Raw genomic sequence first — 15,514 nt, forward strand, 5'->3', positions numbered from 1 at the left:
AAAAAAATTATAAAATCGGTTCTAGAACTGAAAGATTCTTAACGGAATCCTTATTTTCATGCAAATTTTTTAAAACCGACTCAAAGTGAAGCAACTATCCATTAAGCTACTTTTTGTAGCTTCTGCTTTTTTAGCTTTTTCTTGTTCTACAGCTAAAAAAGCCAGTAAATCTAAAAAAAATGATGCCACAGCAATGGCAAAACCTGCTGGAAAAAAACCAGGCAAAAATGATCCTAAACCTTATGATAAAGTCATTACTAAAGATGCTAAAAGTGACACAGGTCTCTTTACAGTACACTCTTTAGATGATAAATTTTATTACGAAATCCCAGATTCTTTATTTGACAGAGAAATGTTAATGGTAACTCGTATTGCTAAAACCGCAAGTGGACTTGGTTTTGGTGGAGGAAAGCAAAACGAACAAGTTTTACGCTGGGAAAAGAAAGGCAAAAAAGTCATTCTTCGTGTAGTATCTTACAATGTAACTGCTGCGGACTCTTTACCTGTTAACGAGGCTGTGAAGAATTCAAATTTTGAGCCAGTATTATTTACATTCCCAATACAAGCCTACAGCAAGGATTCTACAAGCACTGTTATAGACGCTACTCCTTTGTTTAGCAAAGATGTAAAATCTCTAGGCCTTCCACAATTTAGAAGAAGACCATACAAAGTTACAAGGCTAGAGAGCGATAAGTCTTTTATTGAAACCATTAAAAGTTACCCTAAAAACATCGAAGCTCGCCACGTAAAAACGTATGCTGCTGGCTCACCACCATCTAACTGGAGCACAGGAAGTATTTCTATTGAAATAAACAACTCTATGATTTTACTTCCAGAAAACCCTATGAAACGTCGTTACTTCGATGAGCGTGTTGGCTGGTTTACAAGTAGCACAACAGACTACGGCTTAGAAAACCAAAGAAGTAAATCTTTAACCTATTTAGATCGCTGGAGATTAGAAGTTAGAGATGAAGATATTGAGAAATATAAGCGAGGGGAACTAGTAGTTCCTAAAAAACAAATTGTGTACTACATAGATAGAGCAACTCCAAAAAAATGGAGAAAATATATTAAGCAAGGTATTGAAGATTGGCAAGTAGCTTTTGAAGCTGCAGGCTTTAAAGAGGCTATAATTGCTAAAGACCCACCTTCAGTAGAAGAAGACCCAGAGTGGACACCAGAAGATGTTAGATATTCTGTAGTTAGATATTTAGCATCACCAATACCAAATGCCAACGGTCCTCACGTAAGCGACCCTAGAACTGGTGAAATTTTAGAAAGTGATATTAACTGGTACCATAACGTAATGTCATTATTACGCGGTTGGTTCTTTGTACAGACCGCAGCTATAAATCCTGACGCTCAAAGTCCTGAATTTAAAGATGAAGTTATGGGACGATTAATTCGTTTTGTATCTGCTCACGAAGTAGGACACACACTTGGACTACCACACAACATGGGAAGTAGTGTTGCTTATCCAGTAGAAAAATTACGAGATGCAGAGTTTACCCAAAAATATGGTACAGCACCATCTATAATGGACTACGCACGTTTTAACTACGTAGCTCAACCTGGTGATGAAGGTGTTGCTTTAATGCCTAATATTGGTGTTTACGATAAATATGCTATTGCTTGGGGTTACAAACCTATCTTAGATAAAACTGCTGAAGAAGAAAAAGAAATCCTTAACCAATGGATTACTGAACATGCAGGCGATCCAATGTATCGTTTTGGCCACCAACAAGTTGGTGATATCCACGATCCGAGTTCTCAAACTGAAGATTTAGGTGACAACGCAATGCTTGCAAGTGAGTATGGTATTAAAAACTTAAAGCGTATTGTTCCTAATTTAATAGAATGGACAACTGAAGCAGGTGAAGATTATGATGATTTAGATGAGATGTATGGTCATGTAGTATCTCAGTTTAACAGATATATGGGACACGTATCTAATAACATTGGTGGTGTTTACGAACACTATAAAACTGCAGATCAAGAAGGTGTAGTTTATACTCCTGTACCAAAAGCACACCAAAAGGAAGCTATGCAATTTATCCAAGACAATTTATTTAGCACACCTGAATGGCTGTTAGATAAAGATATCTTTGACCGTATTGAGTACTCTGGTTCTGTAGAGCGTATACGTGCATTACAAGCAAGAACACTTAATAACATTTTAAGTTTAGGTAAAATGCAACGTTTAACGGAAGCACACACATATGACAGTAAGGCTTATGCTTTAACTGATATGATGAGCGATTTACGTAAGGGTGTATGGAGCGAATTACGTACAGGAAAGAAAATAGACACCTATCGTCGTAACTTACAACGTGCGCACATAGATCGTTTGGCATATTTAATGACTGCAGAAAATCAAAGCGGAAGATCTCCAAGTCCGTATATGAAAATGACAGCTGTTAATACCAGTCAATCTGATATTAGAGCAGTTGTAAGAGCAGAATTAAAAACTTTACGCAGTCAATTGCGTTCTGCAAGAGGAGGAGATAGCATGAGCAGAATTCATATTGCTGATGCAATAGAGCGTATCAATAATATTTTAGATCCTAAATAATCTGAAATAATTAATATTCTTAAAAGGCTTCAAATTAATTTGAAGCCTTTTTTCATTATCTAAGTCAGACTTTAAAAAAGCCATCAACTCTTATTCATTATCTCTTTCTATGTAATACGTTATTGGTTTATCGTTTATGTAGACATCTTTTAAAACTGCATTTCCATTTTTCACAGCAACTAAAGCATAAGTCTCACTTTTATTGTTCCCTTGTCTGTTGTATTTTCTGTAAATATCTTCAGCTGGTTTAGCCTTAGATTCCTCCATATAAAACCGATTAAAAGGTAATTCAAAATTAACAGTATTTGAATTTCCATAATTCCAACTAACTGTTGCTTCTACATAATCTCTGTCAGTAGACTTTTGCCCCTTACTAACACTATGAACTTTAGCATAGCCTAGGCTATCTTTTTCAAGATAAACGAGAATTGTTTTTCCTTGTTCCCAAGTTGCATCATTGGTTTTAGCAGAATCCATTTCATAGTTTAAGGTGATGTACTTTCCTCTAAATGGATCATTTGGGTCAACGGGTTGTGTTTTAAATTTATAAGTAACACCTGTTTTTAAAACATTTTCTCTGTCAAAAATCATTTTTGCTGGCACAAATAATTGCACCAATATCATGACTAAGAATAATATAAATATGTGTATAGTTTTCATGTGTTTAAATTTTTAAATTTCTAACGATTTAATTCTTTCTTCTTTTTTAGCATAATATAATTGGTTAAGAAAAATCCAAATCCTACCGCTACGAAAAGAAGCCCTTTAACTTCAAAACCTATATCTATATCAAAAAAGCGACAGACTATAACTGAGGTTACTATCAACAATCCGTAATTAAGGACACTAAACCTAAATGTATCCGCACCTATTTTAATAGCTGAAAGCCCTAGAACTAAAAGGATAATATTAGTTAAAACAGTAGCTACAATGGCATTTGCTATGCCAATAAAGAATATAATCGCAACAATTAAAAAGACATATTGAAACAGATTAAAGCTTTCTGCTTTTTCTTTCTTTTTGGTATACAGTAAAATCATAAATGCTAATACAAATAAAACAGTAGCAATTATCATTTCTTGGGTATTCATGGCTAATGAAGCCAATACTAAAATCTCATCCCAGACAATATTGAAAGACAGAATAATTAACAAAACAACAGCTCCTAATGATCCTATAACAGTAAAACTATTGCGCCTTAACTGTTGATTTTCGTAAACAGGTAATTTACCTAGATTATAAAAAACACCAAACAGCATAGCATACATTAAAAAGCCAACAGGCCAATTACTACTTATAAAAGCACCCAAAACAACAGTAAAACTTAGAGTATAAAGCCAATTAAAAACAGATGTTGAATTGGCAATAGGTGATGTTTTTAGCAACTTTAAGTAAAACGGAAGTGTTGCTAAAACAAAGACTAAATATAGCCATGGCGTTTTATTCATATACCCAAAATCGTATCCTAACTCGCAAGCATAATAACTTGCAAATACAACAATCAGAATTGACACTGCTTTAGAATTGAGCAGATAAATTAAGGGTAATGTGAGTACTATCCAGGTAAACAAAAAGCTACCTAAATCACCAGGGATATTATAAATCTGACTCACAAGTGCAATAGATGCTCCAATGGCAAAAAAGAGAAACGTACCTGAAGATTCCTTCCATACCTGACTTTTCTCTTTATAAATAGAGTAACCTGATACCAGTTGTGCAATAACAAGTGGTATAAATGCAAAAACGGTTTTTATTGATCTTGATAAATTATCCCAATTATGCGCTATAATTAGAATAATACCCAACCCAACTAATGTAGCACCCAAAACGCCAAATACTGTAAACAATCTATTAGGTTGGCTATCCTCTTTAGATTTATAATATGCAGTAATATTTGTAGCAACCTCTTGAGAAATTATATTGTTCTCTAAAAGTTCTGATATATCGTTTAATAGTTTTGATTTCATACTCTTTAAATTTATCTGTTAGGAAATAATAGCAGATTTAGAGCTATTAGAGTTAAAGCCATAATTACAAAAGCTCTTCTTTTTGTCTTTTCATTTTTCTTCTTATTGTAATATAATGAATAAACTATTGCCATTATTATACTAACTAAAACAAGAAAAGGAATTGTAATTACTATTATTAAAGAAGCTCCACCTACTGCTGCAGGAAAAATTTCTAATAATGGGATAGTTAAAAATCCTAATAGAATTAATATTATAATTTTTACATAATCTGATTTCATTTCTTTTAGAATTTAAAACCTCACAGCTCTAAACCTATCTACGAGGTTTTGGGTTACTAACTAACCATCATTAAAACTAACTTTAGTCTTTTTTAGTTTCAATTTTCTTGTCAATGTATGCGACATCTCTGGTGTTTTTCTGCACAGCTATTGCTGCAAACAGACTCAGAGTAAAAGACATTCCGTAGAACCCTTTCTCACTCAATTCCAAATCCGCATTCCATAATCCAACAACCAAAAGCACAATTGATATTATGGTAGTAAACCAACTTATCCCATAATATATTTCTGTGACTTGAATATCTTCCAATTTATCTCTAACTGCCTTCTGCACCGAAATGACTGAAAACAAACCAAAAAGTAATATTGTGAAATAATAGCCTTTTTCATTTAGTTGCATGTTTGCATTCCACAACCCAACACAATAAGACACCATACCAATGAGTAACGCTGTCCAAGAAGCTCCAATAAAAGCTGGTGTTGGCTTTTGGTTATAAACCTTATTTTCCTTTTTCTTTTTTGTTACTTTCTCTTCATCCTTTAAGGATACAGTTGTTTGATAATTCATAATTCTTTGTTTTAATGATTACGAGACAAATTTTGAATAAATCTAACTCTCAACAAAATCATTATAACCTAATTACTGACGATATAATTTTAATACAATATCAATTTTAGCTTATATTTATTGAATAAAAATTATATTTCAATGACGATTATATGTTAGCTTTAAAATCAATTATAGATGCATTTAATGTAGAAGACCAACAAAGATTCATGGTATATCTTCAACAAAAAAACAAGCGAAAGGACACAAAAAACATTGAATTATTCAGATTAATGACAAAACCCGAATTAGATTCTAAATCTATTTGCTATCAACTCTATAAAGTTGATAATTGCAATGCGTATCATGCTTTAAGAAAGCGGCTATTTCAATCTTTAATCGATTTTACTGCCAATAAGAATCTGGAAGACGAGAATTCAATAGATATGCAGATCATTAAGTATATTCTTGCATCTCGCACTTATCTGCTTCAAAAAAACTATGAGATTGCCTACAAAATTCTGGACAAAGCAGAGCGCTTGGCAGATGAACATTTGCTCTTTCCTATTCTCAATGAAATCTACCATACTAAGATTCAGTATGCGCCTAATTACCCGAAAATTGATTTGAATAATCTCATCCTTAAGCAAAAGGAAAACCGAAAAAAGCATATCCTAGAGGATCAATTAAATATAATTTATGCTCAACTCAAAGAAGTTTTAAACACTATGAGTTACCAAGGTAAAACCATAAATTTTGAAGCAGAACTAGAATCTATTCTCCAAGATTACAACATTGAGCTTAGCGAAACACTTTCCTTTAAGTCCCTTTATCAAATTTTGGCAATTGTCAATATCTCAGCTCTAGCAACAAATAGGTATTACCAAATTGAAAATTTTGTCTTAAAAAGCTATAAGATCTTAAAAGACAAAAAGGATACTGATAAGCAGCTATTTTATCAAATACATATCGTTTATATCATTGCAAACACATTATTCAGAAATAAAAAATTTGAAGCCTCTTTAAGGTATATCCAAGAGATGGAAGAGCTAATGAGACTAAAAAAAGGAATTTTTCAAAAAGAGTTTATACTAAAGAAAACCCTCGTAGAAGCACTAAACTACAATTATCATAATAAACAGGATAAAGCTATAGAACTTATTGAAAAGGTTATTAAGAAAAAACATAGTGACATAGAGTCGCTTTTAGATTTACACCTTTCACTTCTAATGTTTTATTTTCAAAAAGAAGATTTTTCAAAGGCTAAATCTGTAATGTCTAAATTTTATCACACAGACAAGTATTATATAGAGAAAGCTGGAATAGATTGGGTAATTAAAAAAAATATTGCAGAAATTTTACTTTACATAGAGTTGAATGAAGACGACTTATTCTATTCGAGATTAAAAAGTTTTAAACGCAAATACACCACCTACTTAAAACAAATTAACCAATCTAGAATATTAACTTTCTTAAACTATGCAGAACGTATTTATCAAAATCCCGAAACCGCTACAGCTACTGATTTTTCTTCAAAATTAAAATCAACTTTTGAATCTAATACTATTCACAAAGAAGACATTTTTGTTATAAGCTTTTATGCTTGGCTAAAGAACAAAGCAGAAGATCGTAAACTCTACAACACAACATTAAATCTTATACATTCGTAATCTGCATAGATTAATTATTAAAAATCAGCAATTAGAAACTCGCTATTATTTTTTTTATAAAAAAAAGTTGAACCCATTATATAAATAATAATTACCATAGATTTAAATAAAATTATTATTTTAGTAACCTATTAAATTAAACAATCCACAATGAAAAAGATAATTACATTAGGCTTACTTGTTTTTGCAATGTTTATTGGTAGTCAAACACTAACTGCGCAAAACTCTATTATAGAAGTAAATGCAAAGGCTTCTGAAAAAACTGAAACCTTAAGAAGAACTTTAAAATTTGATAATAATCAAAGAGACAAAATTTACGAAGCTTATAAATTATACATAAAGACTGAAATCAGTTTATCTGAAAACAAGAAGACTTCACAAGAAGAGATAGATAAAAACAGAGCGAGACTTGATAATTCTATGGAAGAAATATTGAACGATGAGCAGTTTTCAAAATACAAAGTCTTATCGAGAGAAGAAAATCATTAAGATTAAGATATACAACAAAAAAAGCTTCGCAATTGCGAAGCTTTTTTTGTTACAACTCTTTTGCAACTTCCTCAACAGCTGCAATGGTTTCATTTAAATCTTGATAGGTTAAGGCATCTGTGATAAACCAGGTTTCAAAAGCACTAGGTGCTATATAAATTCCCTTACTCAACATGCCATGAAAGAATTTCTTAAAAGTTTCATTGTTACCTTTTGCAGCACTTTCAAAATCCACAACAGGCTCATCAGAAAAGTGAACAGAAATCATTGAGCCTATTCTATTGATACTATGTGTTACATTATTTTTACTTAAGGCTTCAGTAATACCCTTATGAAGATATTTTGTTTTCTCCTCTAGCCTATTCATTAGACCTTTATCTGTTTTAATTGCCTTAAGCATAGCCAATCCAGCTGCCATTGCTAAAGGATTCCCGCTTAAAGTTCCGGCTTGGTAAACAGGACCTAAAGGCGCTAGATGATTCATTATTTCATTTCTTGAGGCAAAAGCACCAACAGGCAAGCCACCACCGACTACTTTACCAAAACATACGATATCTGCATTAATTCCTTTTAACTCTTGTACACCTCCATTTGCAAGTCTAAAACCTGTCATCACTTCATCAAAAATCAACAGCATATCATTAGCATCACAAACCGTTCTTAAGCCTTCTAAAAATCCTTCAGCCGGAGGAATACAACCCATGTTGCCTGCTACTGGCTCCACAATTATTGCAGCTATCTCACCTTTATTTGCTTCAACTAATGCCTTTACATTTTCTATATCATTGTAAGTTGCCAAAAGTGTATCCTTGGCAGTACCTTGGGTTACACCTGGACTATTTGGAGTACCAAACGTAACAGCACCACTACCGGCTGCAATTAAGAAAGAATCACTATGGCCATGATAGCAACCTGCAAATTTTATAATTTTATCTTTTTTAGTGTAGCCACGTGCTAAGCGAATAGCACTCATACAAGCCTCTGTACCAGAATTTACAAAACGAATTTTATCAATATTAGGCACCATCGATACTGCTAATTCAGCAATCTCTGTTTCTAGTGCTGTTGGCATCCCAAAAGAAGTTCCTTCTTTAGTTTTCTCTATTACAGCATCAACAACTGGCTGAAAAGCATGCCCTAACAACATTGGTCCCCAAGAATTAATATAATCTATAAAACGGTTTCCATCCTCATCGTAGACATAAGCACCTTTAGCTGATTTTGCAAAAATCGGAGTACCTCCAACAGCCTTAAATGCTCTCACTGGTGAGTTAACGCCTCCTGGTATAACATTCTGTGCTTCTTTAAACAAAGCACTACTTCTTTGATATAACATATTTAATTTGGAATCTTTAATTCTTGACCAACAGCAAGTGTATTAGAACTCAATCTATTCATACTTTTTATAGCATCTACGGTTGTATTATATCGTTTAGATAACGAATATAAAGTATCACCCTTTTCCACTATATGTATCTTTGTTCCGCTATTGACTCTAACAATTTTTATTTCATCTTTTTTTGAACTCAAAACCTCCTCATCATACTCATAAAGCTTGTAACGCTCAATTAAACTAATAAGTTTATCTGGATATTTTCTATCAGTAGCATAGCCAGCTTTTTTTAATCCTCTGGCCCAACCTTTATAATCGTCTTGTTTTAATTTGAATAAATCGGCATAGCGACCTCGTCCTGTTAAAAACTTAGAATGATCTTCATAGGAGGACTTCGCTTCTTTATATTTTCTGAAACATTCTTGAGAACGATCATCATCATGGTATATTTTTGCTCCAGTCCAACCATGGCATTTTATCCCAAAATGATTATTAGCTTTTACAGCTAATCTTCCTTTTCCAGATGCAGACTCCAAAATTCCCTGAGCCAATGTAATACTTGCTGGTATTTTGTACCTACGCATTTCTTCTTTTGCTATATCTGCATAAGTTGCAATATATACAGCCGTAGAAGATGGCGGCTTAACTTCTGCTTCTATCTCAGGAGTTTTAACTTCTTCTGTTTTCTCAGTTTTTACAACCTCAACGGTTTCTACCTTTTCTTTCTGCTGTCTTTTTTTGGTTACAATTCCTTTTTTTGGTCCACAAGAAAACACAACCAAAGCTGTAACTAAGGCGATATGTTTAAATTTAATTTCTATTTTATTAGAGGCCATCCTTTTCGTTTCAATGTTATATTCATCCCTTCTACACCTTGCAAACCACCTGTATGAATTGCTAATATTTTTGAGTCCTTTGGAAAAAACTGTTTCTCAATCAAATCAAAAATACCATACATCATTTTGCCAGTATATATAGGATCTAGAGGAATATTGTATCTCTTTTTAAAGTCATTAATAAACGTGATTAATTCTGGCTTTATTTTTCCATAACCTCCAAAATGGTAATCCGTTATTAAATCCCAATTGTCCTTTGTTGCAAATTTACGAATATCCTCTCGGATAAAATCACCTTTCAATGCAGGAAAACCTAATATTTTCTGGTGCGATTTTGAAGCATTTATTACACCTGAAATTGTACCACCTGTACCAATACTGCAACAAATAAAATCAAAATCAGAATCATTTTCATTTAAAATTTCCTCGCAACCTTGCACTGCTAAAAGATTTGTTCCGCCTTCTGGCACTAAATAAAAATCACCAAACTCTGCTTTTAGACTATCAATAAAATCAACTTCTGCCTTATCTCTATACGTTTCTCTATCTACAAATTTGAATTGCATTCCACAACCTTTCGCAAACTTTAAAGTAGGATTAGAATCTACCTTATCAACTAACTCTTCGCCTCTTATAATACCAACTGTTCTAAATCCATAAAACTTACCTGCAAATGCGGTTGCTGCAATATGATTTGAATAAGCACCACCAAAACTTAATATAGTATCGTTCTTAAGATCTTTAGCTTTTTCAAGATTATATTTCAGCTTTCTATACTTATTTCCTGAAATAAAAGTATGTATGATATACTCAGGCTTTAGAGCCAATTGAACAGTACTGTTATTTAATTCTAAAAACTGATTATGTACGGTATTAATTTCTAACATTTAAGTTCAAATAATAGTGCGTAAAACTAAAAAACGATTTTCTTTTCAAGTAGCTAAAGTCACTTTCATTTGTATAAGCTTCTCGTTCAAATGAAATATTCCGGTAAGCTAAATTCCAATTTTTATATCGTATTAATTGAATAAAAAATTCAATGAAATAAATCACAAAAAAGGGAAACACCAATAACTCTAACTGTTGCCTTAAATGAATTTTTTCATGGTTAATTAATACCTCATTCGTCTTCAATGATTTATCTTTCAGAATCACAAAAGGAAACAAGGTTAAACCAATATAACCATCAGGAACTAAATATTTTGAAACTAATATCACAACAGTGTCCATTCAAAAATCAATCCAAATTACATTATCTTTGTAAGACATGAAAAAATATGTCCCAATAGAAGAAGGCGATTACTATTTAACTCCAGAAGGTTATCGTTGTTTCACAGAGCAATATCACCTAAAACGTGGCTATTGTTGCGAAAGTGGTTGCAGACATTGCCCATACGGATTTAACAAAGAGAAATTAAAAAAGAAATAATGCAAGCAACAGAAATATCATTTAAGGATCAGATTTTAGAAGGTATACCCAATACCTTACCTCAACCAAAACCTTACGACCCAAAAATAAATCATGCGCCTAAAAGAAAAGCTATTCTATCTCCAGAAGAAGAAAAACTAGCACTTAGAAATGCATTGCGTTATTTTGACAAAAAACATCACAGTACTCTACTCCCTGAATTTAAGGAAGAATTAGATAAATATGGTCGTATCTACATGTACCGTTTACGTCCTGACTACAAAATGTATGCACGACCAATTGACGAGTATCCTGCAAAATCAAAACAAGCTGCTGCGATTATGCTAATGATTCAAAACAATTTGGATTATGCGGTTGCACAACATCCACACGAATTAATTACTTATGGTGGCAATGGTGCTGTGTTTTCAAATTGGGCACAGTACAGACTTACAATGAAATATTTGGCAGAAATGAACGACGAGCAAACACTTGTCATGTATTCGGGTCATCCTATGGGTTTATTTCCTTCTCATAAAGAAGCACCAAGAGTTGTTGTAACCAATGGTATGATGATTCCTAATTATTCTAAACCAGATGATTGGGAAAAATTCAATGCATTAGGTGTTACGCAATACGGACAAATGACTGCAGGAAGCTACATGTACATTGGCCCACAAGGCATTGTTCATGGCACAACAATTACCGTTTTAAACGGCTTTAGAAAAATAAATAAATCACCTAAAGGACACATTTTTGTTACCTCAGGTTTGGGAGGTATGTCTGGCGCACAACCAAAAGCTGGTAACATTGCTGGTTGTATTACGGTTTGTGCAGAAGTAAACCCTAAAATCACCCAAATTAGATTAGATCAAGGTTGGATTGATGAAAAAATCACCGATTTAGATGAATTAGTAGCTCGAGTTCAAACAGCGCAATCAAATAAAGAAACAATATCAATCGCATATCTTGGAAATGTTGTTGAAGTATGGGAAAAATTTGATGAAGCCAACATTCATATCGATTTAGGTAGCGACCAAACCTCACTACACAACCCTTGGGCTGGCGGCTATTATCCTGTTGGATTATCTTTTGAAGATGCTAACGAAATGATGGCAAATAATCCAGACCTATTCAAAACTAAAGTTCAGGAAAGCTTACGTCGTCATGCAACTGCAATTAATAAACATACAGAGAAAGGCACTTATTTCTTTGATTACGGAAATGCTTTCCTGCTAGAAGCTTCTCGTGCTGGAGCAGATATAATGTCTAAAAACCCAACTATAGGTCGCGAATTCAAGTATCCAAGTTACGTGCAAGATATTATGGGACCAATGTGTTTTGATTACGGTTTTGGTCCATTCCGTTGGGTTTGTGCTTCGGGTAAACCAGAAGATCTGGCAAAAACCGACGCTATTGCTTGCGAAGTTTTAGAGGAAATTATGAAAAATTCACCTGAAGAAATCCAACAACAAATGGCTGATAATATTCAGTGGATTAAAGGTGCTCAAGAAAACAAGTTAGTCGTAGGCTCACAAGCCAGAATCCTCTATGCAGATGCCGAAGGTCGAATGAAAATTGCTCAAGCTTTTAACGACGCTATCGCAAAAGGACATATTGGTTACGTTATTCTAGGTCGCGATCATCATGATGTTTCTGGGACAGATTCACCCTATCGTGAAACAAGCAATATTTATGACGGTTCTCGTTTCACTTCAGATATGGCTATACACAATGTTATAGGAGATAGTTTTAGAGGAGCCACTTGGGTAAGCATCCATAATGGTGGTGGTGTTGGCTGGGGAGAAGTTATCAATGGTGGTTTCGGCATGGTTCTTGATGGTACTAAAAAAGCATCAACACGTCTCAAACAAATGTTATTTTGGGATGTAAATAATGGTATCTCAAGAAGAAGTTGGGCAAGGAATGAAGGTGCGGTTTTCGCTATAAAACGCGCTATGGAAACCGAACCAAATTTAAAAGTAACATTACCAAATACTGTTGATGATGATCTTTTAGAAAACATTTAAAAAAAAGTGATATGAAGAAACTACTCAAATTTACTCCGATTTTAGTTTTAGCCATCCTTCTATCGTCTTGTAGCTCTGTGAGAGTAGCTGCAGATTATGACAGAGAGGCTAATTTTGACCAATACAAAACCTTTGCGTTTTTTAAACCAGGAATTGATAAGGCAGAAATAAGTGATATTGACAAAAGACGTATCCTTAGAGCTATTGAAGCAGAACTACTTGCAAAAGGCATGACTAAATCCGAAAATCCGGATATGTTAGTGAGTATCTTCACCAAATCAAATCAACGCGTAGACGTATACAATAATGCTTGGGGTGCTGGTGCTTGGGGCTGGGGAGGTTTCAACCGTTGGGGTTGGGGCTGGGGACCTGGTTTTGGCTGGGGAGGCAGTAATGTCTCAACCACAACCGAAGGCATGTTATTTATTGACTTTATCGATGCCAACAAAAAAGAATTGGTTTGGCAAGGCTCTGGAACTGGCTACTTAGTAACCAAGAATGTAGAAAAGAAAGAAGCGCGTATCAAAGAATTTGTATCAAAAACTTTAGAGCAGTTTCCTCCATCAAAATAAAAGATTGAAAATCTAAAAACGGAAGCACTGAGAAATCAGTGCTTTTTTTGTTTACAATTTCAAAATCTCTTTTTATTCTAAATATTCTATCTTTGGCGACTTCAAAATGAAAATGTTATGATTTTAGGTCAAACTACAAGAAAGAATTTTACCCAAAACCCTAAAGACGATATTTTATCTGGCCTTACAGTCGCATTGGCCTTGGTACCGGAAGCTGTTGCTTTCGCCTTCGTAGCTGGTGTAGACCCTTTAGTTGGATTGTATGGTGCTTTTATGATGGGAATCGTTACCGCTTTGTTTGGTGGTCGACCAGGAATGATTTCTGGTGCTACTGGCGCAATGGCTGTAGTTATGGTACACCTTATTCAAAAAGGAAATGAAGTTGGTATTAATTTAGATACACCTATTGATAATCTTGGGCTTCAATGGCTTTTTATCACCTTACTATTTGTTGGTGGTATTCAGATTTTAGCAGGTGTATTTAAGCTTGGAAAATTTGTAAGACTTATTCCACATCCTGTAATGATGGGATTTGTAAATGGATTGGCCATTGTCATATTCTTATCACAATTAAAATTATTTCCTAATGCCGTACCACAGAATATTTCATTTTTAAGCAATACTTCTGAATGGTTCTCAGCATTATTCTCAAATGCTGCTTTTTGGAAAATGATGGGCTTCATTGGATTGACAATGGGAATTATGTACGGCCTACCTAAACTCACCAAAAAAATCCCTGCAGCTTTAGTGGCAATCCTTGTTGTCGCTTGTATCACTATTTTTGGCGGAATTGAAATGAGCACTGTTGGTTCTTTTATTACAGAAGGTGGTGGTAAAGGTTTAGAAGGTGGATTACCAACATTTCAAGATCAAATTTTTGGATTATTCGGAACACTGGCAGGACATTGGGATATCATTATTTCGACGGCATTCATCTTAGCTGCTGTTGGACTAATTGAGTCATTAATGACTTTAAATCTTGTTGATGAAATCACCGAAACCAGAGGAAATGGTAATCGTGAATGTATTGCTCAAGGAAGTGCGAATATGCTAAATGGATTATTCGGTGGAATGGGTGGTTGCGCTATGATTGGCCAATCCATTATCAACGTAGATTCTGGTGGTCGAGGTCGATTGTCTGGCGCATTTGCAGCAATGGCATTATTAGGTTTTATTCTATTTGCCGCACCATTGATTGAGCAAATTCCAATCGCTGCACTTGTTGGTGTAATGTTTATGGTGGTTATCGGTACGTTTGCTTGGTCTAGTTTTAGAATCATTCGTAAAATTCCTATTTCTGATGCTATTGTACTTATTGCCGTTTCTGCAATTACTGTGTGGAAAGATTTAGCAGTAGCTGTTATCGCTGGTGTAATAATTTCTGCATTAGTATTTGCTTGGAAAAACGCAACAATGATTAGAGCACGAAAACGTATGCAAGCAGATGGCACAAAAACTTACGAAATTTGGGGACCGTTATTCTTTGGGTCTATTCAGAGTTTTAATTCTAAGTTTGATGTAAAGAATGACCCTGAAAACGTTGAAATAGATTTTGTTGAATCTCGTGTAAGTGATCATTCTGCTATGGAAGCTATTTTCAATTTGGTAAATAAATATGAAGCTGCAGGAAAAAGCTTAAAACTGAAACATCTTAGTGAAGACTGCAAAGCTTTAATGTACAAAGCAAGTCCTAAGTTTAAAGAGGTGATTATAGAAGATATAAATGATCCTCGTTATTATTTAGCAGCCAATCCTGAAGAATTCACAAAACCGCTTTCGGAATACGATTTATAAAAGAAAAGCGACTCA

At 34.0% G+C, this 15,514-nt stretch carries 14 protein-coding genes; 7 read left to right on the plus strand and 7 right to left on the minus strand.

Annotated features, from left to right (window positions below):
* The first annotated feature begins 85 nt into the window (after nt 1–85).
* Nucleotides 86–2,572 (plus strand): zinc-dependent metalloprotease, encoded by a 2,487-nt coding sequence (locus tag V1468_RS01755; protein ID WP_331808538.1) that lies wholly within the window; start codon nt 86–88, stop codon nt 2,570–2,572.
* A 90-nt stretch (nt 2,573–2,662) separates the two neighbouring features.
* Here the strand turns inward: V1468_RS01755 and V1468_RS01760 are convergent, their stop codons facing one another.
* The 4 genes from V1468_RS01760 to yiaA form a co-directional block, all read right to left on the minus strand.
* Nucleotides 2,663–3,232, minus strand: a complete 570-nt coding sequence (locus V1468_RS01760) for a GDYXXLXY domain-containing protein (protein ID WP_331808539.1) — start codon at nt 3,230–3,232, stop codon at nt 2,663–2,665.
* A gap of 20 nt (nt 3,233–3,252) precedes the next feature.
* Complete coding sequence (locus V1468_RS01765) at nt 3,253–4,539, minus strand: DUF2157 domain-containing protein (RefSeq protein WP_331808540.1); 1,287 nt, start codon at nt 4,537–4,539, stop codon at nt 3,253–3,255.
* 11 nt (nt 4,540–4,550) lie between these two features.
* Nucleotides 4,551–4,820 carry a hypothetical protein gene (locus tag V1468_RS01770; protein ID WP_331808541.1) on the minus strand — a complete coding sequence of 90 codons (270 nt, stop codon included), beginning with the start codon at nt 4,818–4,820 and terminating at the stop codon, nt 4,551–4,553.
* 82 nt (nt 4,821–4,902) lie between these two features.
* Entirely contained in the window at nt 4,903–5,388 is a 486-nt protein-coding gene (gene yiaA, locus V1468_RS01775) for an inner membrane protein YiaA (RefSeq protein WP_331808542.1), read from the minus strand.
* A gap of 152 nt (nt 5,389–5,540) precedes the next feature.
* Between yiaA and V1468_RS01780 the strand changes: the two genes are divergently transcribed.
* Both V1468_RS01780 and V1468_RS01785 read left to right on the plus strand, forming a co-directional pair.
* Nucleotides 5,541–7,037, plus strand: a complete 1,497-nt coding sequence (locus V1468_RS01780; RefSeq protein ID WP_331808543.1) for a hypothetical protein — start codon at nt 5,541–5,543, stop codon at nt 7,035–7,037.
* A 150-nt stretch (nt 7,038–7,187) separates the two neighbouring features.
* On the plus strand, nt 7,188–7,526 hold the full coding sequence (locus tag V1468_RS01785) for a hypothetical protein (RefSeq protein WP_331808544.1): 339 nt from the start codon (nt 7,188–7,190) through the stop codon (nt 7,524–7,526).
* 49 nt (nt 7,527–7,575) lie between these two features.
* Here the strand turns inward: V1468_RS01785 and hemL are convergent, their stop codons facing one another.
* The 3 genes from hemL to V1468_RS01800 are packed head-to-tail and all read right to left on the minus strand — an operon-like array spanning nt 7,576 to nt 10,582.
* Nucleotides 7,576–8,862, minus strand: coding sequence for a glutamate-1-semialdehyde 2,1-aminomutase (gene hemL / locus V1468_RS01790; RefSeq protein ID WP_331808545.1), 1,287 nt, complete (start codon nt 8,860–8,862; stop codon nt 7,576–7,578).
* Nucleotides 8,863–8,864: 2 nt separating this feature from the next.
* Nucleotides 8,865–9,695 carry a glucosaminidase domain-containing protein gene (locus V1468_RS01795; protein ID WP_331808546.1) on the minus strand — a complete coding sequence of 277 codons (831 nt, stop codon included), beginning with the start codon at nt 9,693–9,695 and terminating at the stop codon, nt 8,865–8,867.
* Complete coding sequence (locus V1468_RS01800) at nt 9,677–10,582, minus strand: 1-aminocyclopropane-1-carboxylate deaminase/D-cysteine desulfhydrase (protein ID WP_331808547.1); 906 nt, start codon at nt 10,580–10,582, stop codon at nt 9,677–9,679. The genes V1468_RS01795 and V1468_RS01800 overlap by 19 nt, the downstream gene beginning before the upstream one ends.
* Before the next feature lie 380 nt (nt 10,583–10,962).
* Here V1468_RS01800 and V1468_RS01805 point away from each other — a divergent pair, with 380 nt between their 5' ends.
* From V1468_RS01805 to V1468_RS01820, 4 genes are all read left to right on the plus strand, one after another.
* On the plus strand, nt 10,963–11,124 hold the full coding sequence (locus V1468_RS01805; RefSeq protein WP_171032453.1) for a DUF5522 domain-containing protein: 162 nt from the start codon (nt 10,963–10,965) through the stop codon (nt 11,122–11,124).
* Nucleotides 11,125–11,138: 14 nt separating this feature from the next.
* A complete protein-coding gene (locus V1468_RS01810) occupies nt 11,139–13,133 on the plus strand; it encodes a urocanate hydratase (RefSeq protein ID WP_331809336.1) in 1,995 nt (664 codons plus the stop codon).
* An 11-nt stretch (nt 13,134–13,144) separates the two neighbouring features.
* Nucleotides 13,145–13,705 (plus strand): DUF4136 domain-containing protein, encoded by a 561-nt coding sequence (locus V1468_RS01815; RefSeq protein ID WP_299097421.1) that lies wholly within the window; start codon nt 13,145–13,147, stop codon nt 13,703–13,705.
* Nucleotides 13,706–13,822: 117 nt separating this feature from the next.
* A complete protein-coding gene (locus tag V1468_RS01820; protein WP_331808548.1) occupies nt 13,823–15,499 on the plus strand; it encodes a SulP family inorganic anion transporter in 1,677 nt (558 codons plus the stop codon).
* The last annotated feature ends 15 nt before the right edge of the window (nt 15,500–15,514 follow it).

This window comes from Winogradskyella poriferorum, from assembly GCF_036553625.1.
GTDB lineage: Bacteria > Bacteroidota > Bacteroidia > Flavobacteriales > Flavobacteriaceae > Winogradskyella > Winogradskyella poriferorum.

Bases quoted from the DNA above. Each gene is read 5' to 3' on its own strand.
- V1468_RS01760 (WP_331808539.1), bottom strand. From the start codon at position 3,232: ATGAAAACTATACACATATTTATATTATTCTTAGTCATGATATTGGTG.
- V1468_RS01765 (WP_331808540.1), bottom strand. From the start codon at position 4,539: ATGAAATCAAAACTATTAAACGATATATCAGAACTTTTAGAGAACAAT.
- V1468_RS01770 (WP_331808541.1), bottom strand. From the start codon at position 4,820: ATGAAATCAGATTATGTAAAAATTATAATATTAATTCTATTAGGATTT.
- yiaA (WP_331808542.1), bottom strand. From the start codon at position 5,388: ATGAATTATCAAACAACTGTATCCTTAAAGGATGAAGAGAAAGTAACA.
- V1468_RS01780 (WP_331808543.1), top strand. From the start codon at position 5,541: ATGTTAGCTTTAAAATCAATTATAGATGCATTTAATGTAGAAGACCAA.
- V1468_RS01785 (WP_331808544.1), top strand. From the start codon at position 7,188: ATGAAAAAGATAATTACATTAGGCTTACTTGTTTTTGCAATGTTTATT.
- hemL (WP_331808545.1), bottom strand. From the start codon at position 8,862: ATGTTATATCAAAGAAGTAGTGCTTTGTTTAAAGAAGCACAGAATGTT.
- V1468_RS01795 (WP_331808546.1), bottom strand. From the start codon at position 9,695: ATGGCCTCTAATAAAATAGAAATTAAATTTAAACATATCGCCTTAGTT.
- V1468_RS01800 (WP_331808547.1), bottom strand. From the start codon at position 10,582: ATGTTAGAAATTAATACCGTACATAATCAGTTTTTAGAATTAAATAAC.
- V1468_RS01805 (WP_171032453.1), top strand. From the start codon at position 10,963: ATGAAAAAATATGTCCCAATAGAAGAAGGCGATTACTATTTAACTCCA.
- V1468_RS01815 (WP_299097421.1), top strand. From the start codon at position 13,145: ATGAAGAAACTACTCAAATTTACTCCGATTTTAGTTTTAGCCATCCTT.
- V1468_RS01820 (WP_331808548.1), top strand. From the start codon at position 13,823: ATGATTTTAGGTCAAACTACAAGAAAGAATTTTACCCAAAACCCTAAA.